Genomic DNA, 26,254 nt, shown 5'->3' on the forward strand with positions numbered 1-26,254 from the left:
CAACCTCAAAACCCATAAAGATTCGATCANNTTCACCTTGACCCTCCATTTTTGCTCATTTATAATCACTCTCAATCAGAAATTCGGATTATGAATCCATTATTCACCTGAAATAAGAGCGACGACCATGGCCTCGAAATTAGATAACCTCTGGAATGATCAAGAAGCCGCCAAGATGAGCGAGCCCGAGCTGTTGAAGTACCGCTCCAACCTGCTCGGNTCCGACCTGCGCATCACCAACTTCGGCGGAGGCAACACCTCGGCCAAACTCACCATGAAGGANCCACTGAACGGTCAGGANGCCGAGGTGCTCTGGGTAAAAGGCTCCGGNGGTGATCTGGGCTCGATCAANCTCGATGGTTTCTCCACCCTTTATATGGAGAAGCTGCANCAACTGAANGACCTGTACCGGGGCCTGGAGCACGAAGACGANATGGTGGGCTACNTGCCCCACTGCACNTTCAANCTNAACCCCCGCGCCGCCAGCATCGATACCCCGCTGCATGCCTACATCCCCCANAAGCATGTNGACCACATGCACCCGGATGCCGCCATCGCCATTGCCTGCACCAAGAACAGCAAAGAANTGACCGAAACGATTTTCGAAGGCGAAATGGGCTGGCTGCCCTGGCAGCGNCCGGGCTACGACCTGGGGCTGAAGCTGGAAAAAGTNGCCAAAGACAATCCCNACCTGAAGGGCATCATGCTGGAAGGTCACGGTATCTTTACCTGGGGCCCCACNNCCAAAGACTGTTACCTGACCACGCTGAACATCATTCANCGCGCGCAGGACTGGCTGGAAGCNAACAACAAAACCGACGCCTTCGGCGGNNTCAAGTATGACAACCCCCTGGATGANAGCCGTCGGCAAACCGTCATCAGCGAACTGATGCCCCTGATTCGCGGCAAAATCACCAACGANCAACGCAAAATCGGCCACTTCAACGATTCCGATACCGTGCTGCAGTTCGTGAATTCCAAAGACCTGGAGCCACTGGCCGCCCTGGGCACGTCCTGCCCGGATCACTTCCTGCGCACCAANATNCGCCCGCTGGTTTTGGATTTCGACCCCACNGCCAAGGACCTTGATGCTGAACTGGCACGCTGCGTGAANGGANTGGATCAGCAACTTGAAGCCTATCGCGAGGANTACGCGGCGTATTACGATCGTTGCAAGCGGNNCAACAGCCCGGCCATGCGCGACCCCAATGCGGTGGTTTACCTGGTGCCGGGGGTCGGCATGATCACCTTTGCCAAAGACAAGGCCACCGCGCGCATTGCCGGTGAGTTCTACGTCAACGCCATNAATGTGATGCGCGAAGCCAACGGCGTCAGCGAGTATGTGGGCCTGCCGGAGCAGGANGCGTTTGATATTGAATACTGGCTGCTTGAAGAAGCGAAATTGCAGCGCATGCCCAAGCCCAAGTCTCTGGCCGGNCGCATCGCCTTCATCACNGGTGGCGCCGGNGGTATCGGCAAGTCCACGGCCATCCGTATGGCCGAGCAAGGCGCCTGNATCATGTTGGCCGACATTGACCAGGCCGGTCTCGACCGCGCACAGAGCGAATTGACTCAGGCGTTCGGGAANGANGTCATTCGCCAGGTGCACTGCGANGTGACCAAACCCGAATCGGTCGCCGGCGCCATGNCCGANGTTGCCCGGGAGTTCGGCGGCATCGACATTCTGGTGTCCAACGCCGGCATTGCCAGCTCCGCCCCGCTGGATGAAACCAGCCTGGACCTGTGGGACAAGAACATCAGCATCCTGGCCACCGGTTANTTCCTGGTCGGTCGCGAAGGCTTCAAACTGATGAAACGNCAGANCACCGGCGGCTCCGTGGTCTTTATCGTNAGNAAGAATGGCCTGGTGGCCTCNCCCGGNGCGTCGGCCTACTGCACAGCCAAAGCCGCCGAAATCCAGTTGGCCCGCTGNATCGCGNTGGAGGGAGCCCCTCTGGGTATTCGCTGCAATGTGGTCAACCCCGACGCGGTACTGCGCGGTTCCAAAATCTGGGACGGCGAGTGGCGCCAGGAGCGTGCCGCAGCGTACGATATCAGTAACGAAGAACTGGANGAGCATTACCGCCAGCGCAGTATGCTCAAGCGTTCGGTGTTGCCGGAAGACATCGCCGAGGCCGCCTACTTCTTCGCNGCGGATCTGTCGGCCAAGTCCACCGGCAATATTATCAACGTCGATGCCGGTCACGCGCCGTCCTTTACCCGATAACCCGAGCCAGCAGGAAAATAATCATGAAATACGCCATTCAGCCTGACGTCGTCTCGGCGCACAACGANAAACTGGCCTCCNATCTCAACCGGGATTTCGAGGTTCTGGGNGAGCAGCTCTCCCGCAAGGGAGTTGATATCAANGCCCTGACCGAAAAAGCNCAGGCCTTCGACATCGCNGTGCCCTCCTGGGGCACCGGCACCGGCGGCACCCGCTTTGCCCGCTTTCCCGGCGTCGGTGAACCGCGNAACATTTTCGAGAANGTGGAAGACTGCGCGGTCATCCATCAGCTCTCGGGNTGTGCCAGCGCCATTTCGCCCCACTTTCCCTGGGACGTGGTGGATGACTTCAGTGANCTGAAAGCCCACTCCGACAGCTACGGCCTGAGCTGGAGTTCAGTGAACTCCAATACCTTNCAGGATCAGCCGGACCAGGCGCANTCCTACAAGTACGGCAGCCTCACNCATACCAGTGCGGCGGTACGCGAGCAGGCCNTCGCCCACAACATCCAGGTGATTGAGTGGGGNAAAAAGCTNGGCTCCGACACCCTGACGGTCTGGGTNGGNGATGGCTCNAACCATCCGGGNCANCAACANTTCCAGCGCGCGTTTGAGCGCTACCTGGACAGCGCCAAGGCCATTTACGCTGCCCTGCCCGGTGACTGGGAAATGCACCTGGAACACAAGATGTTCGAGCCGGCCTTCTACTCTACAGTCATTCAGGACTGGGGCAGCAACATCCTGGCGGCCATGGAAACCGGCGAGCGGTGCAAGTCTCTGGTGGACCTGGGCCATCACGCACCCAACGTCAACATCGAGATGATCGTCTCGCGCCTGATTCAGTTCAAGAAGCTGGGCGGCTTCCACTTCAACGACAGCAAGTACGGCGATGATGATCTGGACAGCGGCTCCATTCATCCCTACCAGCAGTTCCTGATATTCAACGAACTGGTGGATGCCGAGCACCGCAAACAGCCCGGTTTTTCACCGGCCTATATGCTCGATCAATCGCACAATGTCACCGACCCGATCGAAAGTCTGATCAATTCCGCGATTGAGGTGCAGCGCTCTTACATTAAGGCCCTGCTGGTTGACCGCACAGCACTGGAAGGTTACCAGCAGGACAATGATGCCCTGATGGCGAGCAACACACTGAAAGAAGCGTTCAACGTCGACGTGTCTCCGATCCTGGCCATGGCCCGTTTCCGGAAAAACGCTGCGATCAATCCGCTCGCCACCTACCGGGCCTCCCAGTACCGCGAGCAGGCGGCGGTGGCTCGCCCTGATACCGGTGGCAGCCGTTCCGGTATTGTGTAGTGCATTGGGTGCCGGCTTCAATGTGTCGGTCGGCACCGTTTTTACCCTTCCCGGTCGCTGTGAATCAGACGGATAATTATGTCGAATAACCAGTCATCACAAGGCCCTCATGTCGGCCTGTTTATTACCTGCCCGGTGGACCTGATACGGCCCAGCATCGGCTTTGCGACCGTAAAGCTGTTGGAGCAGGCCGGTTGCACCGTCAGCGTGCCGGAACAGAGCTGCTGCGGACAGGTCGCGTTCAACAACGGGCTTCCCGACGAGACCCGCGCATTGGCCTGGAACATTGTGCAGAGTTTCAAAGACTTTGATTACGTCGTTGCGCCCTCCGGCTCCTGCGGTGGCATGATCAGGGAGCACTACCCCGAACTGTTCGCCGGGGATCCCCGAAGTGCCGAAGTCGAGGCCTTCTGCCGCAAGGTATTTGAGCTGACCAGTTTTCTCACGGATGTGCTGGACTACACCCCGGACACACCCAACATCGATTTGAGCTCACAGAAAGTGACCTATCACGATAGCTGCGCGGGCCTGCGCGAGCTGGGCATCAAGCAGCAGCCGCGTCGCCTGTTGAAGCAGTGCTCAGGGGTCGAGGTGACCGAGATGGCCGACACCGATGTCTGCTGCGGCTTTGGCGGCACCTTCTGCGTCAAGTACTCGGATGTCTCCAACCGCATGGTCGGCGACAAAACCCGAAACATTCAACAATCCGGCGCCTCCATGGTACTGGGCGGGGATCTGTCCTGCCTATTGAATATTGCCGGCAAGCTGCAACGGGATGCCGACCCGGCCTCCGGCAATTCTGTGGTTCAGGTGCGTCATATTGCCGAAGTGCTGGCGGGTGATCTCGCCGCGCCCGCTATCGGCGAAGCCGCCGNCGACTCCGGGGAAACATCATGAGCGGCGTCCAGATACAGGAACCGGACTTCATCGCCCGCTCCCGGGGCGCCCTGGATGATGACAACCTGCAGCAGGCCCTGGAAAAGGCCGGCTCAGGCTTTGTGCACAAACGCCAGGCGGCGATCGAGCGCGTNCCCAACTTCGANGCCATGCGCGATCGCGCCNTGCGCGCACGCCAGCGTGCGCTGAAAAATCTGGATATTTACCTGCTGCACTTTGAAAAGAAAGTGCAGGANGCCGGCGGACAGGTCCATTGGGTCGAAACCCCCGAACAGATGCGCGAGACCGTCGTCGGACTGTGTCGTCAGTACGAGGCCAAAACTGTCACCAAGGGCAAGTCCATGGTGGGCGAAGAGGTCGAGCTGAATGAGGCGCTCGAAGANGCGGGCATCGNACCTCAGGAAACNGACCTGGGCGAATATGTCATCCAACTGGCACATGAACGCCCCAGCCACATCGTCGCCCCGGCACTGCACAAAACCAAGGCNCAGGTTCAGGCCTTGTTCCGGGACAATCATCCGCTGGGCGAGCGGGATCTTGACGCNGTCGAGTCNATCGTCAACGAAGCCCGGGACGTGATCCGCGAGCGGTTCCTGCAGGCGGATGTGGGTATCACCGGCGCCAATATGCTGATTGCCGAGACCGGCACCGCCGCGATTGTGACCAATGAAGGCAATGGCGATCTGACGGCGACGCTGCCCAAAACCCATATCGTGACCACGTCCATCGACAAGGTGATTCCCACCTGGAAAGACGCCAGCGCCATCCTCCGGGTACTGGCCCGCAGCGCCACCGGGCAAGACATTACCACCTACACCACTTTTTTTACCGGCCCCAAGGGCGCCCAGGATAAAGACGGGCCGGAGAATTTTCATATTGTCCTGATGGACAACCGNCGCACGGANATTCTGGGCACGGAATTCCAGGACATGCTGCACTGCATTCGCTGCGGTGCCTGNATGAATCACTGCCCNGTCTACCAATCTGTGGGCGGGCACACCTATAACAGCGTCTACCCCGGNCCCATGGGCGCCGTGCTCACCCCCCTGCTGCGCCACGGCAANGATGACTATCAGNTGCCCAATGCCAGTACCTTCTGCGGTCGCTGCGAATCGGTNTGCCCGGTGCGCATTCCCCTGCCCGGCCTGATGCGCAAGTTACGGGACAAAGAGCAGCGTGAAGCGACCCGTTCCAAGGCATCAACGATGGCCGTTAAACTGTTTTGCCGACTCAGCCGCCGCCCCGGACTTTACCGGCGGCTGACCAGTCCNGCNGTNANGGTNTTGCGNTGGTTGGCAGGCAGCCGGGGACGCTTCCGCTCACTGCCGATGATGTCCGGCTGGACCCGGTANCGGGATTTCTCTGCNCCGCAGGGGTCCAGCTTCCAGACTCAGTGGCGGCAACAGCAGCGTCAATCACACCCGGAGAACCGTCGTCATGGATAGTCGCACCCGTATTATCGAGCGCATTCGTCAGTCCATCGGCAGCGACCACGCGGGCGAGGACCTGGAAGCGGNCTTCAAAACACTGTGTGAGACGCAGGCCGACACGCCGGCCCAACCGGCACTCAGCCATGTGGAAACCGTCTCNCGCTTTATCAGTGAAGCCCAGCGCAACGGCGCTGTGGTGACCGAGCTGGAAAGTCTGGAGCAGGTTCAGCNCTGGCTGGAGCGCGAAGCGGACAGTCAGAGCGTTCCCCCCACCCTGTCGCTGTCCCCCCAAATCGCCGCGAGCCAATCCGATTGGGGATCACTGACCCTTTCCGANGACACACCACAGCCGNTTCAGAGTTGGGGNCTGGTGCGNGCCCACTCGGCGATGGCNGAAACCGGGACCATCCTGTCCCTGAGTCGGGACTGCCCGAGCAGGCTGTTGTTTCTGGTNGAACGGCTGATCGTGCTGATCGACAAGCGGGACATNGTGCGCTTTCANGAAGATGCCTGGGAGAGNCTGCANGANGGTCAGCCNCTGCCGCGAACNGTCAACCTGNTNACCGGCCCNTCCCGGACCGCCGATATCGAGCANCAGATTCAGATTGGCGCCCANGGACCNCGCCGGACCGATTACCTGATTGTTGAGTCCCTGCCCCAGTGACCAAACCCTATTGATTGATATCGAATCCGTTGAATTATTTTGGAGTAGACCGTGAAACAACGCCTGGTGATTGGCAACTGGAAGATGAACGGCAGCCTGGCCGACAATATTCTCTGGGCGACCCACTTTCGCCACGGNNTGAAATCCCAGACNCTTCAGGACGTGGAGGTCGCCGTCTGCCCTCCCTTTCCTTACCTGCAATCCATTCGTTCAATACTGCCCGATATCGTACAGCTTGGCGCCCAGGATGTAAGCTCCGAGTGTATTGGCNCTTTCACGGGTGAAATCAGTGTCAACATGCTCAAGGAGCTCCAGTGCNGCTATGTGATCGTCGGCCACTCCGAGCGACGGGCCCGCATGGGAGAGCGAGACGCGGATATTGCCGAGAAGTTCAAGCTGGTCTCCCTTGCGGGGCTGACCCCGGTGTTGTGTGTCGGTGAAACGGAACAGGAGCGGGCACAGGGTCAGACCCGATCGGTCATTTCCCACCAGATTCAGACGGTGATTGATCGTTGTGGTGCGCACGCATTGCGCAACGCGGTCATCGCCTATGAGCCGGTGTGGGCGATTGGTACCGGGGTATCCGCGGAGTTGGCGGACATTCAGTCCACCCACGCCGTGATCAGAGCGCAATTATCCGACAACGGCCTGGACGCTGATGACGTCACCCTGCTTTATGGCGGCAGTCTAAAACCCGGCAATAGTGAGGAGATCTTTTCATTGCCCAATGTCGATGGCGGTCTGATTGGCGGTGCCTCCCTGAAAGCCGCCGACTTTCTGGACATCTGCTGGGCCGCTCAGACCCGGCCGCCCAAGCCCGAAATGAAATCCACGAATAACGTCCGCTACCAAGACTTTTAGTGAAAGGTTATGACTGATTTTGTTTGTTTTTTCGGCAATTTTATGCTAGTTTTTCGTCAAATTTCCTTTACATGATCATTTCATCTCGGGGCCTCGACTTCCATGCTGGAAAAACAACGCCACAAACTGCTGCTGGACATTCTCGACGAACAACAGTTTGTCAGTGTCAACGACCTGTCCACGCAACTGAACGCCTCTGAAGCCACTATCCGGCGGGACATCACCAAGCTGTCCAATCAGGGCCAGCTGCGCAAAATCCGGGGTGGGGCCGAGGTGCTCAAAGTCCAGGACCGGAAAGTCCGTCGCCCGCACATTTCAGGCTCGGCGTTTCTCGCGGCCAANGAACAGCGGGCCGACGTCAAACGGCTGATCGCACAGGAAGCNGTGAAGTTGTGTGAGGACGGNGAATTCATCATCATCAACGGCGGTAGCTCGACNTACATGATGAAGGAGTTTCTGGCCGACCGTCACCTGAACGTGCTGACNAACTCCTTTGTGCTNGCCCAGGACCTGTCGGAAGTCAGTGACAACCAGATTACGNTGCCCGGCGGGGAGCTCTACCGGAAACAGGGCATCATCCTGAGCGCNTTTGAGAACGACACCATCCAGTATTACCACGCCAGCAAAATGTTCATGGGAACGCCGGGGATTGGCGAGTTTGGGGTCATGGAATCAGACCCGCTGTTGATCCAGACCGAGCAGAAGCTGAAAAAGCAGGCGGATCAGCTGATCATCCTGGCGGACAGNACCAAGCTCAACAANCGNAGCAACTTCATTCTGTGTCCGCTCTCGGATGTGGACATTCTGATCACGGACAGTGAAGCCGACCCGAAGACCGTGCGCTTTTTNGAAGATCAGAACATCAAAGTGATTCTGGTTGATGTGAGNCAGNCGGAATAAAACGTTAGCAACAAGCGGCGGCACCACAGGGGTGCCGCCAACCTTACTCTACGTCTTCCAACAACGCTTCCAACGTCGCTTTTGATATCGGCAGTACCGTCCCGTGTCGGGTTCCCTCCGGGAAACTGATCTCGTCTGAAATATCCGTCCANGTATCGAAATCACGGGTGCGCATCGCGCCGTAGCGTTTGTTGGTGTACTCGTCGTAATAGACGNTAACCGTCTTCNCCCNGATCGAGCAGGGTTGNCCCCTCCACCCATACNCCCTCGGGCGTGAANGGCTCGGACGGCTCCGTCCAGGGCCCATANAGACTGTCACTGCGAGCCACCCGCAGATTTTTCTCGGCGGGGTGACGGGTCTCATCTTTCAGGATCATGACATAACCATCCCCATCGGGAATGATGGTGGAGTCAATCACNTTGAACCCGGGCTCATAGAACAACTCNGTGTCGCTGTAGGTCTGAAAATCTTTGGTGGTCGTGTAATAGATCCGGTGGTTCAGNCCGTCGTCGCCGCTATCGGCGGTTTCNGGNAATTGTCCCGGAATGGTGCTGGCCCAATAAATCACATANTGAGCATTCTGATCATCCCAGATGATTTCCGGCGCCCAGGTATTTCTCNCCGTTGGTTCGTGAGCCATTACCGGNACGAACTGTTGTTCGGACCAGTTCACAAGGTCATCGGAGTGAGCCACCCCCAGCCCCTTATCCCACCAACCGGTGGTCCACACCATGTGGAAAGTNCCCTCGGGGCCCTGAATGATACAGGGGTCACGCATCAGCCCCTGACCGACCTCNGGCTCGAGGAACGTCGTATCGTTTTTCAACGCCTTCCAGGTCAGCCCATCGTGACTGTATGCCAGGTGCAAACCGCCCTCNCCGTTGCCCCGAAAAGAGGAAAAGACATAAGCATCATCAGAAGTGGGGGTTGATTCGCAGCCGGCCAGTAAAACGACTAACAAGATTCCGAGGGTAATACCACCGTGTCGAAAAGTCATGAAAGGTCCTTGCAATTATTTGTAGTATGAATCTGAATTTTACGCGATCCAACTCGCAAGTCTACCCCGATACCCCGATGACTCNCTCGACTCTGTCAATAATCAAAAAAGGGCGCCGAAGCGCCCTTTTTGCCATGATTCGAACGGCGGTCACTCAGCGCACTGACTGACCATCATGGTGCCNCCGTCGAGTGCGTCGTTGATCTGAAAACTGAACACATAGTCCCCCGACTCGGGAATGTCGATAGACGATTCAGTTCCGGGCCCGGACGCAACCGCCATGGCCTGCTCTGCCCCCAGAACGACATCGGCGCTGCCTGCAACGGCGAATTCATAGGTCCACTCCGCGTTCGCGAACTTGAAGCCGTAGCTGGTTGCCGAGGGTTCGTTCACCACAACCTGATACAGGTTATCGCCTTTGTAGCCAAAGCGACGATCGCTTGGGGTTGCNCCAAACCCGTCGCCTCCCGCGTAAGAACCGCGAATGTACATGTCGGATGCGAGTGGGCCGGTGCCGTCCGCATCGGGCGTATCGCACGCTGCCAGGGGGCCAGACCCGACCGGCCCATCGCTGGTGGTACAACCCGGTCCGTCCTCAGTAGGTGACTCAACGTTCAGAAACAGTGCAGCGCTGGCCGGAATCTGGATCTGATAACGCCCTTCCTCGTCAGCGTTGATGGTTTCGTCGGTGAGCAGGTTGGTCAAGGTTCCGGTGCTTCCCAGCGCGCAGGCTTCAAAAGTCGTCTCGATGGGTTCATTACTCACATTCAGCAGGTAGAGGATCGCATCGTCTGCATAGGTTTTGTAATCCGCATAGAGCGCACCGGCCACGTCAATGGGCGCAACAATAGCCGTGCGTTCACCGCGATACAGTGCCGGTTGCGCCGCGCGCAGTTCCATCAGCTCCGTCAGATAATCGCGCAGCTCCGCTTGTTTCTCATTGGCGACAAACACCTCGCGCTCAGTCCCGCTGGGCAGACCTTCGACCTTTCCGCTGGTGCGGGCAACGTGGTCATCGCACAGCCCCTGGTCGGCACAGTTAGCGGTAACCTGATCGGCGTAATCCGGCACCTCCTCACCTATCTCTTCCCCGTAGTAGAGGGTGATGGGTCCGGTATACGCCGCCAGGAAACTGTAGGCCGCTTTGTGACGCGCCCAATAAAGATCNTCTTGCGGNTCGGCAATNTCGCCGCGCTGNAACAGATCCCCGAAGCGCACCAGATCGTGATTGCCCATAAAGCCATTGGGNATGGCGTGATCGGGATAGGNGTCGTANGAATTGAAGCCGCTTCTNAGNCGCGCGGCGCTCGGGTTATTTGCCCCGCTCTCCTCCACCGCCAGGGCCTGAACCAGCGCGTACCGCACNGGGAAATCAAACGCCGAGCANAGCGCAGGGTTGTCATCCGACCCATAGGCCTCGGCCGCAATGTCCGCTTCGCCTTTCCAGATTTCCGCGACCATATAGCCGAGTGGATTCACTGCCTCACCGTCGGCGTTGGTATAGGTGACCGATGCCGAGGCTTCTTCCACGGCGCGGCGAATCTCGACCCAGGCATCCAGGGGCACCTGATAGGCCTGGTCCAGACGCCAGCCGTCGATTTTCAGTTCCTCCACCCAGTAGGTAGCGACCTCTTTGAAAAATTCCAGATCATCCGGATACTCGGCAATACGACCGGTTCCGGCCACACTCGCACCACCGGTACTGACGGTTTGACCGTCAATGGAGGGATAGTCTTCCGCGTTATTTTTAAAGTGACCGTACACACCATCGAAGAACACATACAACCCCAGCTCATGGGCCGTTTCGACAAGCTCCCGGGCGTCGTCCATGGAGCCGAAGTTCGGATCAATCGCAAAGTAGTTGGTCGCGTAGTAGCCGGTCGCATCCAGTCGGTCGGCGGCCAGATCCTGGCCGGACAGGGGCACACTGTCAAAAACCGGCGTCAACCAGATGGCATTGAAGCCCAGGCCCTTGATGTACTCCAGACTGTCGATGATGCCGCGAATATCACCGCTGTGGTGGCTGGTTCCATAACCCACCCCATGACCAATGCCCGGGTCGCCATCAATGAAGGACTCCGTCATCACCTGATAAATGCGCAGGTTCATGGCCTCGGCGTAGGTGGGGTTGTCACAGGTGAGCGGCTCGGCGGTGTGGTCACCATCGCCGTCGGTATCATCCCCGTCGGAGTCATCGCCACCAGTATCATCGTCGTTGTCGTCGTCAGGATCGGGATTGACCACATCGGGACCGGAATCCCCCGACGAGGAACCACCACAGCCAACCAATGCGGAAAAGGATAACACCAGGGCGCTGAGCACCAGGGCGTACCACTGTCTTGATAGGGTTTTCATTATTTTCACTCCAGGATTTTATGTTATGAGCTGTTATCCGGAGTGATGGTAGGTGGGCGGCTCGGGGCGAACAACACATTGCATACGTATGCATAGGGATGAATACGTATGCAGCAAATCCGTCCTTCCTGACAGTGCACATACTGCTCACCCCGCGACCCAGCCTGGGAAGACACGGCTCCATCGTTCGATAAGTTCACGCTATGGAGATGATTGGCAAACTCCGGTTGAAATCCCGACGCCACGACACAAGATAAGGTCTTTCAAACCATTTAAGCGACATGCGACAAGTACACCCCAAAACGAATCGAGAGGAGATCTGCATGAGTCAGGCACCCGTGTTACCCGCCATTGGTCTGGGCACATTCCGTCTGAAAGATCAGGAGGTGGAAGACGCGGTGAAATCCGCGCTGGATCTGGGCTATCGACACATCGATACCGCCCAGTTTTACGACAACGAGGAAGCCGTCGGCGAGGCCATTCGCGAGAGTGGGATTCCCCGGCACGAACTGTTCATTACCACCAAAGTATGGCACGACTTCCTGGACAGCGATAAACCCGTCGAAAGCCTCAAGGAAAGCCTGCAGAAACTGGGCACAGACTACGTCGATCTTGCGTTGATCCACTGGCCCTCACCCGACAATGCGGTCCCCATGGCGCACTATATCGGCAAGCTAAACGAAGCACGGGAACTGGGGTTGACCAAGCATATCGGGATATCCAATTTCACCATCGCCCAGGTGGACGAGGCCCTGTCAGCCCCCGGTGGCGCACACATCGTCACCAACCAGATTGAGGTTCACCCCTACCTGCAGAACAAAAAGCTGGTCAAACATTGTCAGGACAAAGGACTGCAGGTCACCGGCTATATGCCCCTGGCGGTAGGTAAAGTGATGAAGGACCCGGTACTGGAAGACATCGGCAAGGCCCACGGTGTGACACCGGCTCAGGTCGCTTTGGCATGGGTGGCCCAACAGAACATCGTGGTCATCCCCTCCTCCACCAAGCCGGCGCACCAGAAAGCCAATCTGGCCGCCTTGGATGTCCGCTTGAGTGACAGTGAGATGGAAAAAATCAATGCCCTGGACGCCGGTGAGCGGATTGCCAACCCGGATTTCGCTCCCCAGTGGGACCAGTAACCCCACAGTATTGTGACCACACTCAAAAAGGCACCCCGGCGGTGCCTTTTTTATTCACTCCCTTTACCCCCTGCTGGGGTCCGAGCACCCGGCTACCCGCAAGCCCCGCCTCCCGGACTATACTGAAACGGACAACGACAATACTTCCATCAATCAACCAAACCAGGAGATGAATCGCATGGTTGCTATCACTGGCATCGACGTTCAGCCCATCGGCGCTCCACCCACCGGTTTTGGCGGTGACGCCCGCAATATTGCCCAGGGTGGCCCCACCTACGCCAATGCGGTACTGGAGATTCTCACCGACCACCCGGAGTTGCGCGGTACCAGCGTGATTTTCACCAACGGCCATGGCCTCAAGGAAATGTGCGAAGTCACCCGGATGGTGGCCAACCGCTTCCTGCTCCAGGAAGACTGGCTACCGGCGCCCACCGAGCTGCATAAAAACGGCAATCTGGGCCGCTTCTGCAAGCGTATGCTGCAGGACTCCGACTACAGCTGGCTGGGCGGTGTGGGCGTCTCACGCATGGCCATCGGGGCCGTTGCCAACGCCCTCTGGGACCTGAGCGCGAAAATCCAGCAGGTACCGGCCTGGCAACTGATTGTGGATATGGAGCCACGGGACCTGCTCGAATTCATCGATTTCGAACCCATTGGCGATGTGTTAAGCCCGGCCGAGGCCCTGGACCTGCTCCAGCGGGCCCAGGGCGGCAAACAGGAGCGGGTTCACACGATCTATCAACAGGGGCTGCTGGCATACAACACCGCCGGCTGGAGCGGAATCAGCAAGGAAGGCCTGGTCGATCAGACCCGCAAAATGCTGCAGGCGGGCTGGCCCCAGATCAAAATCAAGGTGGGCGCCAGCTATTCCGCCGCGCGGATGAAGGCCGACGAGGCCCGCACCCTGCTGACCCGGGAGGATATCGATCGTATGGCCCTGGAAGCGGCCAACGAGGATGCCGAGCGGATGATTCTGGTGTACCAGACCATTGAGCGGGAAGACCCTCGAGCAGATAAAATGAAAGTGGCCATCGACAGCAATCAGGTGTTCGATACCCGCTCGGCCTTCATTTTCGCGCATCAGCTTGGCCTGGAACTCTACCAGGCCAGCCCGGACTACCGGGTAGAGTGGTTTGAGGAGCCCTGCAACCAGCACAGCCCCATGGCCCATGTGGAGCTCCAACAGGCGCTGGACCGCGCCTTCGAGGACTACGCCCCGCCCCTGCGAATGCCCATTTCCACCGGCGAGCAGGGCGCCTCCCCCACCACCTTCAAAGACCTGTTGCACGCCCCGGATCTGAGCGGTAAAACCCGGGAAAAATACGCCATCGACGTGATCCAGATGGACTACTCCCGGGTGGGCGGTATCGGCGACAACCTGGCGATTCTGCTGATGGCCCAGAAAGCCCGGGAGGAGGGGCGAGATGTGCGCATTTGCCCTCACACCGGCGGTATCGGCCTGTGCGAGGGGATGCGCAACGTCCAGGCGATCAAGCAGGCCTGGTTCGGGCCCGACAACCTGGCCGGGGTGCCGGATATTCTGGAGTTTGTGGCCGAGGAGGAGCGCAGTGTCCACGAGGGCGTCTTTACCAATCCGGCGATCGTCAAAAATGGCTACTACCAGATGGGTCGGGAGCCCGGTGTGGGTGTGGATTACAGCGCCCGAGGCAAGCAGGACTACACCCTGCCCGGCGGCGATGCCTGGCTCGCCAGCGATCACTTTGCACAGTTGGCACGGAAATTTATGCAAGAGCCCCGGTAAGCCGCCTTTTCAGGGGCGCAACGGATCCAAAGACATCCGCGTCACGTAGAACCTGAATACATTAACTGTGCTAAAGTTCGCCAGACAATATCAAACAAAACCGTGATTAACCGTACTAACAGGAGAAGACCATGAAGCGCAGAGACTTTCTGAAGCTGTCGGCAGCGACAGCCGGTGCCACCCTGATCCCCGTACACACCGTGTCGGCTCAGGACGAAAAGCTATCTCCGGATGATGCGCAGGCCAAGGCGCTGAACTACATGGAGACCAGCGAAACCGAGGGCCAGCGCTGTAATAACTGCATCCACGCCAAGGGTGATCTGGAGGCCGAATGGGTGGGGTGCAACCTGTTCCCGGGCAAACAGGTCAAGGCCAGCGGCTGGTGTAATGTCTGGGCCGCTCGCGGCTGAGGTCGTTCCGAAGGCCGGAGCCTGCTTGCTCCGGCCGTCCCTCTGTACTTTCCTGCTTCAACTCGCCCCACTTCAACTCGCTTACCGGGTATAACCAGCCCACCCGCTCGTTACCCTACGAATTTGCTTTTGCGTTACCATAGTCCGCTCGGTCAACACCAAAAAAGAGCGATATTATGCTGACAACAGAACCCAATCCGGTCTACCGCCCCAACCCCGAACGCTACCAGAACATGCCCTACCCGCGCTGCGGGCGCAGTGGAGTGCGGTTATCGGCCCTGTCTCTGGGCCTGTGGCAGAATTTTGGCGGCGTGGACTCACTGAGCAATGCCCGAGCCATGGTTCAGCGGGCGTTCGACCTGGGCATCACCCACTTCGATCTGGCCAACAACTATGGCCCCCCCTACGGTTCCGCAGAAACCACGTTTGGCCAGATCATGAAGCAGGACCTGGCGCCCTATCGCGACGAACTGATCATTTCCAGTAAGGCCGGCTATGACATGTGGCCCGGGCCCTACGGAATCGGCGGCTCGCGCAAGTACCTGATCGCCAGTTGCGATCAGAGCCTGAAGCGTACCGGCCTGGAGTACTTTGATATTTTCTACTCCCACTGTATGGACCCGGACACCCCACTTGAGGAGACCATGGGTGCCCTGGACACCATTGTCCGCTCCGGTCGAGCCCTCTATGCTGGTATCTCCAACTATTCGCCGGAGAAGACCCGTGAAGCGGTGGCCATCCTGAAATCCCTGGGCACCCCGCTGCTGATTCACCAGCCGCGCTACAACATGCTCGACCGCTGGATTGAAGACGGCCTGACCGATGTGCTCAAACACGAGGGCGTTGGCTCTATCGTGTTCTCACCGCTGTCTCAGGGAATGCTCACCGACAAATACCTGAACGGCATCCCCGAGGGCTCGCGGGCCTCGCGCAGCGAACAGATTTACTTCAGTGAGGACGACATCAGCGCCGAGAACCTGAGCAAGGTCCAGGCACTCAACGAGGTGGCGCAGGCCCGAGGCCAGTCCCTGGCCCAGTTGGCGTTGGCCTGGGTGTTGAACAACGACGCCGTGACCAGTGCCATCATTGGCGCCAGTCGGCCCGAGCAGATTGAAAACTCGGTGGCGGCTCTGGACAACCTGGAACTCTCCGATGACGAACTAACCACCATTGAGGGCATTCTGGGCGCCTGAGACAGTGTACCCCTCACTCCCCACACAGCCGCTGGCCCAGCCAGCGGCTGATTACCGGAATCTGCTCCGCACAGACACCATGCTCCACCGAGTAGCGCTCATAGCGGACCGGATAGCCCCAGGTTTCAAGCTGCACCTCCGCGCGCTCCCCCAACACCTCAGGCACCACCGGATCGTGGACACCATGCTGAATCAGTACCGGAAGGGTCTGGTTGGCCGGCGCCCGCACCAGTGAGTCCGCTGTGGCCAGATAAGACGATAGAACCAACAGCCCTCCCAGCCGTTGTTCATAGCTGAGCGCCGCTTCATAGGCCACCGCACCGCCCTGGGAAAAGCCGGCGAGCACAATGCGCTCGGCCGCAATGCCACGCTCCAACTCCCGCTCAATCAGGCGATGGACGTCGCCCGCCGACGCCTTCAGCGTTTCGACATCCACTTTCCGGTCGATGCTCATTTCACGAATATCGTACCAGGCACGCATGACCATGCCGCCGTTGATGGTCACCGGTATCTGCGGCGCGTGGGGAAATACAAACCGGGTATGACACGAATCCGGCAGCTGCAGTTGCGGGACCAGCGGCGCGAAATCATTACCGTCGGCCCCCAGTCCATGCAGCCAGATGACCGCGCTGTTGGCGGGCGCGTTGGGTTCAATTTCCACACAGGGTAAATAGCTCATAAAACAGTTCCTGATTCTTTGACGGCGCAGGGTTTCAGACAAAGCGCCTAGTGTACCCCGTCACTAATACTGTGACATTCAGCGGGCCGGAAAGGGGCTAGCCGCAAGGCATGCCTTGCAGGGAAGGGTGGCTCCCTTTCCAAAAGGCATAACGCGGCGGATGGCCCCTTTCCGGCCCGCCCGCAGGGAGCGGGCCTAAATCGCCAGGGCGTCGTTGCGTCCCTTGCAAAGGGAACCACCCTTCACTGCGGAACGCGTCTAGCCCTGACGTTTTAGGCTCGCTCTGAATGTCACAGTATTAGTGACGGGGTACACTAGTATACGCGTCTGGCAAAAACAGAATAAGCCCTACCCACACGCCGCCAAATCCCGCTACACTCAGGGTAACCATGGATAACAAGGAATACACAATTTTATGACTCATTCTCAGCAGCCGTATCAGGGGTCCGTATTGGACCACTCGCAGAGAAAGTACCAGACCATTGATGCCGTCGTGTCCCCGGTGGGGCCACTGAAGGTGCTATCCAAAGTGGAAATGGCCAAACTCCTGGACGCCAGTCAGAGCGGCCTGTATTCCCTGTTTCGCAGCTGCGCCCTCGCGGTACTGAACAGCGGCAACTACATGGATGACGGCAAGGAGTTGCTGGAGCGCTACAAGAATTTTTCCATCCGTGTGCTGCAGGAAGAGCGGGGCATAAAACTTGATATCAAAGGGGCGCCGGCCAGCGCATTTGTCGACGGGAAGATGATTCGCGGGATTACCGAGCACCTGTTTGCCGTATTGCGCGATGTACTCTACGCCAGCGCGGAGATTCAGAATAATCCAAAGTTCGACCTGGACACCCAGGAGGGCACCACCGATGCCGTGTTCCATATGTTACGCAACGCCATGGCGCTGCAATCCGGCGTGGAACCCAAGCTGATCGTGTGCTGGGGCGGCCACTCCATCAGTCGCGAGGAGTATGATTACACCAAGGAGGTGGGCTACCAGATGGGCCTGCGCGGGTTGGATATCTGCACCGGCTGCGGACCTGGTGCGATGAAGGGCCCCATGAAGGGCGCCAATATCGGTCATGCCAAGCAGCGCATCAAGGCCGGCCGTTACTTGGGTATTACCGAGCCGGGCATTATCGCGGCCGAAGCGCCCAATCCCATGGTCAATGAGCTGGTCATTCTTCCCGATATCGAAAAGCGTCTGGAGGCCTTCGTTCGCTCTGGCCACGGCATCGTGGTATTTCCGGGCGGCGCAGGTACGGCGGAAGAAATCCTGTATTTGCTGGGGATTCTGTTGCACCCGGACAATCGTGACATTCCCTTTCCGGTCATATTTACAGGACCGGAAGACTCGGCCGCCTACTTCGAGCGCATCCATGAGTTCATTGGCACCACCCTGGGAGAAGAGGCCCAGCAACGCTACCAGATTATTGTGGATGATCCGCCTAAAGTCGCCCGGGAGATGCTTGAGGGCGTCAAGCATGTGCGCGAGTTCCGCCGGCACACCGATGACGCCTTTTATTTCAACTGGCAACTGAAAATTGATCCGGACTTCCAGCGTCCTTTCGTGCCCAACCACGAGAACATGCGCTCACTGGCGTTGCATAAAAATCAGGCCCCCCACGAACTGGCGGCCAATTTGCGGCGGGTCTTTTCCGGCATCGTCGCCGGCAATGTGAAGGATGAAGGCATCCGCGCGATTGAGCAACACGGGCATTTTGAAATTCACGGCGACCCGGAGGTGATGCTCCCGGTGGACGAACTGCTGGCCTCCTTCGTGGCGCAAAACCGTATGAAACTGCCGGGACGGACCTATCGCCCCTGTTACCGGATCATCTGATTACGCCGCCGATTGCCGTCGCGTGTCCGAAAGAGCCGCCGCAAACCATGGTCAATGTCTCACAAACATTGCCGACGATGGCGACTATCGCCAGAGCGGGTGATTCGAGAGAATACTCATCAACAGGGAGGTACACAGTGACGTGACGTCGACCAGGAAGGGTCAAGGGAAGCGCCTATTTTCACCGGGCCGGGAGGGCTCGGGACAGGACGTCAGGGATATCGGCGCGGAGCGCCGGCCAGGGAGCGCTCTTCGAGCGTCAAGGGAGCTTGCTCAGGACGAGCCGGACGGGGGTCAGTGCCATGCACTGACCCCCGTTTTTATGATGCCTCGAAAGACAATCAACCCGGCTGTCTGTCGCTGCTTTGCCTACTGAAAATTGTCCTGCAGGTACTGGCGAGCAAGACGGGCCGCATCGCTGGTACCCGAGGCAACATCCTGCAGCAGCTGCTGGGCTCGTTGCTCATCACCTTGCTGATGGTAAACGCGGCCCAGCTTGTACTGGGCATCGGCACGTTTTCGATCGTCCGGAAACTCGCGCAACAGTTTTTCAAACCACTCCTGTGCAGCATCCAGATCCTCGTTCAGCAGGTAGATCTCACCCAGCCAGTAATGGCTGTTGCCAGCGAAATTACCTTGGGGATAGGCGTCGAGGTAAGCGTTGAACGCCTCGATGGACTGCTCGATTTCCCGATCGCGTAACAGCTGGTAAGCGTCGCGATACATCTGGGTTTCAGACACCCGATCACCGGTTTCACCTGACTCACCGGAGCTGCCACTGCCCAAGCTGGCCCCCGGGTTGCCACCACCGGAGCGACTCAGCTCGCCGATTCGGCGGTCCAGGTCGAGGTAGTCGTCCATTCGCTGCTGCTTCAAACGCTGAATTTCGTGCGCCTGCTCTTCCACCAGGCCGCGCAACTCCAGTACTTCCTGCTGCAGTGCCTGAAACTGATAAAACAGCTCCGCCTGCATGTTGGAGGCACCTTGGGCATCACCGGAATTGGCAGACTGATTGTTGCCCAGCGGCTGAGACTCAACCACCCGGACCTGAGCTTGCAGTACCGGCGCCGCCACGGCGATCACGGTGAACGCTGTGGCGGTTATCAAGGTCTTCATCATGACTCTCAGTATTTGATCTCAACGCGACGGTTCTTCTCCCAGGCGCTGGCATTGCTGCCCATGGCCAGGGGACGCTCTTCACCGTAACTGACCACTTCCAGGTCGCTGCGACGCACACCCTGCAGTACCAGGAAGTCACGCACGGCGTTGGCACGACGCTCACCCAGGGCCATGTTGTACTCGCGCGAACCGCGCTCGTCGGCATGCCCTTCCAGACGAACATCTGCCGGAGACTCTTTCAGGCGCTCGGCGTGGGCCAGCAACAAGGCACGGGCTTCCGGCTTGAGGGTCGCCTGGTCGAAGTCGAAGTAAATAATGGTGTCCAGCTCTTCCATGTCGTCGCTGTCTCCGGAACGTGAGCTGACGCCGTCACGGTCCGAGGTGCCGGTGGTCACACCGCTGCCGGCCTGGCCATCTGCGCCCATGGCACTATCGCTGTCATCGGTGGTGTCGGTGCTCGAACAACCGGCCAGAAACGCCAGTACAAACGCCAGACTCAAACCCTGCTTTTTTACGTTGGTCATCATGTGTGACTCCATCATCAGTTGTTGATCTTCTCAAGTCCGCCCGATGGGCGGTTTACAAACCAGCTTACGACTCCCACATCCTAGTCGAAATAGGGCGACCAGGCGGGTTCTCGCACATCCCCTTGCTCGGAAGGCAGAAAATAGCGTGTTCCGGCGTCCAGCGACACTACCGCCAAGACACCTTTATCGTTGCGACGCGTCGCATAAATCAGCATAGCACCATTTGGCGCAATGCTGGGTGATTCATCCAGGTACGTCTCTGTCAGGATGCGCAGCGTTCCGGTCTCAAGATCCTGTGCGGCAATGTGGAACACATCATTGCGCTGGTGCACCATCACCATGGTGCGACCGTCCTGGGAGATGCGCCCCCTGGCGTTGTAATCACCCTCGAAGGTTAAGCGTTCCACACGACCATTGGCAAGCGTTACCTGGTAAATCTGGGGTTTTCCACCCCGATTAGAGGTAAAAATAATGCCTTTTCCATCGGCAGTCCAGCTCGGCTCGGTGTCGATGGCAAAATGTTGGGTCATGCGGGTGAAATTTCCCGAGTCAATATCCAGAGTGTAGATTTCCGGGTTGCCGTCCTTCGACAGGGTCAGAGCCAGCTTCTTGCCGTCCGGCGACCAGGCCGGCGCACCATTGAGCCCCTGGAAGTCCGTCAGTTGCTCTCTTTCCCCAGTAGCGAGGTTTTGCACAAAGATGGCCGGACGAGTGGTTTCAAACGACACATAGGCCACCCGGCGTCCATCGGGGGACCATACCGGCGACAGAATGGGCTGGTCGGACTCGAGCAACATGGTCGGACGGGCACCATCGGCATCGGCGCGCATCAGGCGAAAGGTATCGTTGACCTCTCCTCCCTGGGTTCGATTGCGCAGTACCTCGACGTAGATCACTTCGGTGGAAAACGCCCCGGGAATCCCGGTCAAGGACTCGTAGACACGATCACTGATCGCATGGGCAATATCCCGCAACTGTCGTTCAGAGCCCTCGACAATCTGTTTGCTGAGGATTTTGCGCTGGTTGAGCACGTCGTAGAGGTCATAATGCACCTGATAAAGGCCTGAGACGTTCTCAACCCGCCCGACAATCAGATATTCGGCGTCCAGCACCCGCCAGTCGCGGAAGTGCACATCCTGCTCCCGGTGCGGGAAGGACAGCATGTCTTCCCGGGCTATCGGAGCAAATTGCCCGCTACGACGCAGGTTATCTTCAATGATACGGCTGATGTCCTCCGGCAGGCCGGGACCACCGACTATTTCCAGAGGCGCCACCGCAATCCGGGTCGGGTTGTCCACCCCGCGGGTGATTTCAATCGTCAGCTGCGCCTGGGCTCCCAAACACAGCGCCCACAAAACGACCAATGCCAGACACTGTCTCACAATCTCAAATCCTCTGGTTTAAACACCAGCCGCAACTGGCGAAATTGACTTTCAAACACGTGGGAAGGCATCCCCTGAATCTCCTCGAAGCGATCGATACGCTTGACCGCCTGCTCTGCCGAGCGGTCAAAAGCACTGTTCCCGCTGCTCTCCACGACCGTAACGTTGACCACCTGCCCCGTGGGCACCAGTTGAATCTCCAGTACACACTGCATACCCATGCGGGCAGACGGCGGCCGGCTCCAGTTGTTTTCGATGCGCTGCGCCATGACATCGACGTAGCTCTGAGCCACTTCCTGGGCCTGTTGTTCCTCAAAAAATTCGGCTTCTTCCGCCAGGGCGCGGTCCAGTTGCTGCTGACGCTCCAGCTGCTCGCGTTCGGCCTGTAGCTCCTGCTCCCGGCGCCGTTGCTCGGCGGCTTCCCGCTCTTTACGTCGGCGTTCAGCCTCCTGGCGCTCCTTTTCCGCCTGCGCCCGCTGTTCTTGCTCGCGCTTTTCTCGCTGTGCCTGCGCCCTACGAGCCTCTTCCTGCTGGCGGCGACGTTCGGCCTCCTGGCGCTCACGCTCCTGTTGGCGCTGGCGCATATCAATCACTTTCTGTTGCGCCGCTTGCTGTTCCGCCTGACGCTGACTCTTGGGCGTATACTCAACCACCTTGGCCTGAACCACACGGGGCCGCTGTACATCACGCGGCTCCGGGCGTGCGTCCCAGGTCGAAAACACCAGAGCGAACACCAGAGCGTGCAGCGAGAGGCTGATCAACAGGGGAAGTGTATAAGCCTTCAGGGTCATAAATCTGTGATCACTGTGGCGGTTCGGTGACAAGCCCCACCGAGGGAGCCCCGGCACTTTGCAGCTCGGTCATCAGTTGCACGACCAAGCCGTAGCCCACTTCCTGATCGCCCCATACCAGCACGGGGGTTTCGGGTTTCTGGCGCAGCACCTTCCCGACCGTTTCCTTGATCTCCGCGAGCGGGCGCGCCTGCTCCTGATCCCCGCCCAGGTTGATGTAGTAGGTGCCGTCCTTTTTGATGGACACGATCAACGGCTCTACGTCATCGTCTTCCAGCGGCTCGGAGGGCGCCTGAGGTAATTCGACCTGAACGCCCTGCATCAGCAGCGGCGCGGTCACCATAAACACAATGAGCAGCACCAACATCACATCGATGTAGGGCACCACGTTGATTTCAGCCAGAGGCTTCTTTTTGGGTTTACGCCCAAACGGAGACATGTCGGCAACCTCGCTTGATCAGGATGAAACCTGTTTGCTGTGGACCTGCCGATGCAGGATGGCCGAAAACTCTTCCGCGAAGGTATGGTAATAATTGAGCATGGCCTCGGCGCGAGCCGAATAGCGGTTGTACGCCAGTACCGCGGGAATCGCCGCAAACAGCCCCATGGCGGTAGCCACCAGTGCCTCGGCAATGCCCGGTGCGACCGTGGCGAGGGTCGCCTGATGGACGTTGGCCAGGCCCCGGAATGAATTCATGATGCCCCACACAGTGCCGAACAGTCCGATATAGGGACTGACCGAGGCGACACTGGCCAGAAATGGCAGGTGCAGCTCCAGCTTTTCTTCCTCGCGGGAAAGCGCCACGCGCATGGCCCGCTGGCTGCCTTCCATCACCGCTTCGGAGCTGGCTCCGCTCTGCTGACGCAGGCGAGTGAACTCCTTGAAGCCGGCCCGGAAAATATTCTCGGCCCCCTCAGCGGTTTTACCATTGCCCTGACGGTACAACTGGTTGAGGTCAATGCCGGACCAGAACTGCCGTTCAAATCCATGAAACAGGCCACGAGCCTTACGCAGGTACAACCCCCGCTGGACGATCATGACCCAGGAGATGACAGAGGCGAGAAACAGGAGCAGCATGACAAACTGAACCAGCAGACTGGCTTCAGCCACCAGGCTCCAGATGGACATGTTATTTTCTTGAGGCATAAGATCATCAGCTCTCAGTAGTGGATGCGATTTTTTTCTGCATTTCCGTTGGAATCGGACGCGGGCGGAAACTCTCACCGCACACGCAGGCAATCCGGATTAGACCGTCACACAACAGTTCGTTCCCTCGCCAGACGGACTGGTGAAAAACCACGTTGGTGCGCGCCAGTTTCTCGATCCGCGCGGTCACGCGCAACGCGTCATCGAGTCGGGCGGAGCGATGGTACTGCACCTCGGCCTTGTGTACGACCAACAGCAGACCGTCATCCAGAATGGCCGGCTTATCATACCCTAACTGGCGCAGAAATTCGGTTCGACAACGCTCCATGAACTTTAAATAGTTCACGTAGTAGACAATCCCTCCGGCATCGGTGTCTTCGATGTAGACCCTGACCGGCAAGGAAAATTCACCCGCCAAGGCTGACTCTGAGACCTCCGTCTCACTCCGGCTTGAAATCAGGCTCATAGTGTCAGTCACTCTCCCTGAGGCGCTTTGGTAAATCCACTCCGAAGTGCAGATAGGCATTGGCGGTGAGAATACGGCCGCGAGGCGTGCGTGCCATGAACCCCTGTTGGATCAGGTAGGGCTCAATCACGTCCTCGATGGTGCCCCGCTCTTCACTGATGGCGGCAGCCAGGCTTTCAATACCCACCGGGCCACCATCAAAGTTGTCCATCAGCGCCAGCAGCAGGCGGCGGTCCATATGATCAAAACCACGCTCGTCCACTTTGAGCATATTCAGGGCCAGATCGGCCATTTCCGAGGTCACCACACCGTCGCCACGCATCTCTGCGTAATCGCGTACCCGACGTAACAGGCGGTTGGCCACCCGAGGGGTGCCTCGCGCCCGCTTGGCCACTTCGACCGCACCGGACTCTTCCATATTGACCCCGATCAGCTCCGCCGCTCGCAGCACAATGCGGGTCAGATCCGCTACGGAGTAGAACTCCAGGCGCTGGACAATGCCAAATCGGTCCCGCAACGGCGAGGTCAACAGGCCGGCCCGGGTGGTTGCCCCCACCAGGGTAAACGGCGGCAGATCCAGTTTGATGGAGCGGGCCGCAGGCCCTTCACCAATCATGATATCGAGCTGAAAGTCCTCCATGGCCGGGTAGAGAATTTCCTCCACCACCGGGCTCAGGCGATGAATTTCGTCGATAAAGAGTACATCGCCGGGCTCCAGATTGGTCATCAGCGCGGCCAGATCACCGGCCTTTTCCAACACCGGGCCGGAGGTGCTTTTCAGGGAGACCCCCATCTCGGTGGCGATGATATTGGCGAGGGTGGTCTTACCCAGGCCCGGCGGGCCGAACACTAGGGTGTGATCCAGCGCTTCACCCCGTTTCTGGGCCGCGCCGATAAATATTTCCATCTGCTCGCGCACGGCGGGCTGGCCAATGTAGTCGGCCAGCGCCTTGGGGCGCACGGCGCGGTCGATCACGTCTTCGCGCTCGCGAGGTGCCGCATCAATCAGGCGATCGGTTTCAATCATGGGAACTACTCAGTGGTCACAATCCGGAGCACAGTCTATCAGACCGGACGGGAGGGGCTCTATTGAGGCTTAATTTGTGGCCAAGTGCCGGTAAACCTTTGCGGGACACGCCGTAAATACCTCCCTGTAGGCTCGGTTGCCGCTATCCCTGCGGCAAACGGTCCCGCAAAGGTTCACCGGCACTCGGTTATGTTTTCGTCCTAAACGCTGAGGGCTATTTTTCTATACGCTGAGGGCTCATTATCTATACGCTGAGGGCTCTTAACGCCAGGCGGATCAGTTCCTGGCTGCCGGCGGCCGGGTCCTGTTTGGCGGCGGCGCTGATCATGCGGGCGGCTTCGGCGGGCTTGTAACCCAGGGCAATCAACGCGCTTTCGGCCTCTTCCTGATGATCGTCTCTGGAGGTCTCCGGTTCAGGCAGCAGGTCTCCGGCCAAGTCTTCCCGGGGCAGTTCCCAGCCTTTGAGGCGATCGCGCAGCTCGATGACCAGCCGCTCAGCGGTTTTTTTGCCGACTCCCGGCACTTTGGTCAGGGCGGAGACTTTGTCTTCCCGCACGCAGCGGGCGATGTCGTCGGCTTCCATGCCCGAGAGGATGGCGATGGCCATTTTGGGGCCGACGCCGTTGACTTTGATCAGGGTGCGAAACAGGCTCCGGTCCCGCTGGTCGGCGAAGGCGAACAGTTGGTGGGCGCTTTCGCTGATGGCCAGGTGGGTGTGGAGCGTGACGTCGGCTCCCAGTTCGGGCAGCCGGTAGAAGGTAGTCATGGGCGCCTGAACTTCGTACCCCACGCCCTGTACGTCTATCAGTAGGTGAGGCGGTTGTTTTTCGAGCAATGTGCCGCGTAAGCGTCCGATCATACTTTACCCCGGTGCATTCGTGTAACTCGTAGGGCGGATAAGGGCGAAAGCCCGCATCCGCCATCCTGTGTCTATTCTGATCTGTTGCTGAATCAACAAGTCTGGTCCGCTACCGGGCAGAGCCCGCCGTGCCCAGAAGGTCGGATTCTCCAGCCAGTCCGGCCCGCTACGGGGGAACCCCTTACCCCACACCAGACCTCCGAGCGCTGCAGAGAATAATTTGCGCGTTCTGCTCAGTCGTAGGTCGGATTAGCGAAGCGTAATCCGACAT

The 26,254-nt window shown here is 58.6% G+C and carries 24 protein-coding genes; 12 read left to right on the forward strand and 12 right to left on the reverse strand.

What is annotated here, in order from left to right:
* Positions 1-127 precede the first annotated feature (127 nt).
* From CMG77_RS08055 to CMG77_RS08085, 7 genes are all read left to right on the forward strand, one after another.
* The gene (locus tag CMG77_RS08055; protein WP_286904022.1) at positions 128-2,227 is read left to right on the forward strand and encodes a bifunctional rhamnulose-1-phosphate aldolase/short-chain dehydrogenase; all 2,100 of its coding nucleotides are present in this window, start codon (positions 128-130) and stop codon (positions 2,225-2,227) included.
* A 23-nt stretch (positions 2,228-2,250) separates the two neighbouring features.
* On the forward strand, positions 2,251-3,543 hold the full coding sequence (rhaI, locus tag CMG77_RS08060) for an L-rhamnose catabolism isomerase (RefSeq protein WP_286904024.1): 1,293 nt from the start codon (positions 2,251-2,253) through the stop codon (positions 3,541-3,543).
* A gap of 78 nt (positions 3,544-3,621) precedes the next feature.
* Entirely contained in the window at positions 3,622-4,440 is an 819-nt protein-coding gene (locus CMG77_RS08065) for a (Fe-S)-binding protein (protein WP_286904026.1), read from the forward strand.
* The gene (locus CMG77_RS08070) at positions 4,437-5,885 is read left to right on the forward strand and encodes a LutB/LldF family L-lactate oxidation iron-sulfur protein (protein WP_286904027.1); all 1,449 of its coding nucleotides are present in this window, start codon (positions 4,437-4,439) and stop codon (positions 5,883-5,885) included. The genes CMG77_RS08065 and CMG77_RS08070 overlap by 4 nt, the downstream gene beginning before the upstream one ends.
* On the forward strand, positions 5,878-6,534 hold the full coding sequence (locus CMG77_RS08075) for a LutC/YkgG family protein (protein ID WP_286904028.1): 657 nt from the start codon (positions 5,878-5,880) through the stop codon (positions 6,532-6,534). The genes CMG77_RS08070 and CMG77_RS08075 overlap by 8 nt, the downstream gene beginning before the upstream one ends.
* Positions 6,535-6,600: 66 nt before the next feature.
* Positions 6,601-7,395: a triose-phosphate isomerase gene (tpiA, locus tag CMG77_RS08080; RefSeq protein ID WP_502691797.1), complete on the forward strand. Its 795-nt coding sequence runs from the start codon at positions 6,601-6,603 to the stop codon at positions 7,393-7,395.
* 102 nt (positions 7,396-7,497) lie between these two features.
* Positions 7,498-8,295 carry a DeoR/GlpR family DNA-binding transcription regulator gene (locus CMG77_RS08085; protein ID WP_286904032.1) on the forward strand — a complete coding sequence of 266 codons (798 nt, stop codon included), beginning with the start codon at positions 7,498-7,500 and terminating at the stop codon, positions 8,293-8,295.
* A 161-nt stretch (positions 8,296-8,456) separates the two neighbouring features.
* Here the strand turns inward: CMG77_RS08085 and CMG77_RS08090 are convergent, their stop codons facing one another.
* Together CMG77_RS08090 and CMG77_RS08095 are read right to left on the reverse strand one after the other, a co-directional pair.
* A complete protein-coding gene (locus CMG77_RS08090; protein WP_502691795.1) occupies positions 8,457-9,293 on the reverse strand; it encodes a glycoside hydrolase family 43 protein in 837 nt (278 codons plus the stop codon).
* Between the two features lie 150 nt (positions 9,294-9,443).
* Positions 9,444-11,648 carry an alpha-amylase family glycosyl hydrolase gene (locus CMG77_RS08095; protein WP_286904036.1) on the reverse strand — a complete coding sequence of 735 codons (2,205 nt, stop codon included), beginning with the start codon at positions 11,646-11,648 and terminating at the stop codon, positions 9,444-9,446.
* Between the two features lie 323 nt (positions 11,649-11,971).
* Here CMG77_RS08095 and dkgB point away from each other — a divergent pair, with 323 nt between their 5' ends.
* The 4 genes from dkgB (at position 11,972) to mgrA (ending at position 16,152) form a co-directional block, all read left to right on the forward strand.
* Complete coding sequence (dkgB, locus tag CMG77_RS08100) at positions 11,972-12,787, forward strand: 2,5-didehydrogluconate reductase DkgB (protein WP_286806883.1); 816 nt, start codon at positions 11,972-11,974, stop codon at positions 12,785-12,787.
* Positions 12,788-12,965: 178 nt separating this feature from the next.
* A complete protein-coding gene (locus CMG77_RS08105; protein ID WP_286876325.1) occupies positions 12,966-14,549 on the forward strand; it encodes an enolase C-terminal domain-like protein in 1,584 nt (527 codons plus the stop codon).
* 131 nt (positions 14,550-14,680) lie between these two features.
* Positions 14,681-14,959, forward strand: a complete 279-nt coding sequence (locus CMG77_RS08110; RefSeq protein WP_024459695.1) for a high-potential iron-sulfur protein — start codon at positions 14,681-14,683, stop codon at positions 14,957-14,959.
* 176 nt (positions 14,960-15,135) lie between these two features.
* Positions 15,136-16,152, forward strand: a complete 1,017-nt coding sequence (gene mgrA / locus CMG77_RS08115; protein ID WP_286806878.1) for an L-glyceraldehyde 3-phosphate reductase — start codon at positions 15,136-15,138, stop codon at positions 16,150-16,152.
* Between the two features lie 13 nt (positions 16,153-16,165).
* On the opposite strand, the gene CMG77_RS08120 is transcribed toward mgrA, so the two are convergent.
* The gene (locus CMG77_RS08120; protein WP_286806877.1) at positions 16,166-16,831 is read right to left on the reverse strand and encodes an alpha/beta hydrolase; all 666 of its coding nucleotides are present in this window, start codon (positions 16,829-16,831) and stop codon (positions 16,166-16,168) included.
* Positions 16,832-17,246: 415 nt separating this feature from the next.
* Between CMG77_RS08120 and ppnN the strand changes: the two genes are divergently transcribed.
* Positions 17,247-18,665, forward strand: a complete 1,419-nt coding sequence (ppnN, locus tag CMG77_RS08125; RefSeq protein ID WP_123636971.1) for a nucleotide 5'-monophosphate nucleosidase PpnN — start codon at positions 17,247-17,249, stop codon at positions 18,663-18,665.
* 369 nt (positions 18,666-19,034) lie between these two features.
* Here the strand turns inward: ppnN and CMG77_RS08130 are convergent, their stop codons facing one another.
* From CMG77_RS08130 to ruvA, 9 genes are all read right to left on the reverse strand, one after another.
* On the reverse strand, positions 19,035-19,781 hold the full coding sequence (locus CMG77_RS08130; protein ID WP_123638816.1) for a YbgF trimerization domain-containing protein: 747 nt from the start codon (positions 19,779-19,781) through the stop codon (positions 19,035-19,037).
* An 8-nt stretch (positions 19,782-19,789) separates the two neighbouring features.
* Complete coding sequence (gene pal, locus CMG77_RS08135; protein WP_123638815.1) at positions 19,790-20,308, reverse strand: peptidoglycan-associated lipoprotein Pal; 519 nt, start codon at positions 20,306-20,308, stop codon at positions 19,790-19,792.
* Positions 20,309-20,391: 83 nt separating this feature from the next.
* Complete coding sequence (tolB, locus tag CMG77_RS08140) at positions 20,392-21,696, reverse strand: Tol-Pal system beta propeller repeat protein TolB (RefSeq protein ID WP_123636970.1); 1,305 nt, start codon at positions 21,694-21,696, stop codon at positions 20,392-20,394.
* Entirely contained in the window at positions 21,690-22,484 is a 795-nt protein-coding gene (gene tolA, locus CMG77_RS08145; RefSeq protein ID WP_123636969.1) for a cell envelope integrity protein TolA, read from the reverse strand. The genes tolB and tolA overlap by 7 nt, the downstream gene beginning before the upstream one ends.
* 10 nt (positions 22,485-22,494) lie before the next feature.
* Positions 22,495-22,923, reverse strand: a complete 429-nt coding sequence (gene tolR, locus CMG77_RS08150) for a protein TolR (RefSeq protein WP_024459687.1) — start codon at positions 22,921-22,923, stop codon at positions 22,495-22,497.
* A gap of 18 nt (positions 22,924-22,941) precedes the next feature.
* A complete protein-coding gene (gene tolQ, locus CMG77_RS08155) occupies positions 22,942-23,613 on the reverse strand; it encodes a protein TolQ (RefSeq protein WP_414673700.1) in 672 nt (223 codons plus the stop codon).
* Positions 23,614-23,638: 25 nt separating this feature from the next.
* Positions 23,639-24,097, reverse strand: a complete 459-nt coding sequence (ybgC, locus tag CMG77_RS08160; protein ID WP_123636967.1) for a tol-pal system-associated acyl-CoA thioesterase — start codon at positions 24,095-24,097, stop codon at positions 23,639-23,641.
* 4 nt (positions 24,098-24,101) lie between these two features.
* Positions 24,102-25,124, reverse strand: a complete 1,023-nt coding sequence (ruvB, locus tag CMG77_RS08165) for a Holliday junction branch migration DNA helicase RuvB (protein ID WP_024459684.1) — start codon at positions 25,122-25,124, stop codon at positions 24,102-24,104.
* A 244-nt stretch (positions 25,125-25,368) separates the two neighbouring features.
* Complete coding sequence (gene ruvA / locus CMG77_RS08170; protein ID WP_286806875.1) at positions 25,369-25,983, reverse strand: Holliday junction branch migration protein RuvA; 615 nt, start codon at positions 25,981-25,983, stop codon at positions 25,369-25,371.
* Between the last annotated feature and the right edge of the window lie 271 nt (positions 25,984-26,254).

Origin of the sequence: Marinimicrobium sp. (assembly GCF_002695945.1) — a bacterium.
In the GTDB taxonomy this organism is placed as follows: domain Bacteria; phylum Pseudomonadota; class Gammaproteobacteria; order Pseudomonadales; family Cellvibrionaceae; genus Marinimicrobium; species Marinimicrobium koreense.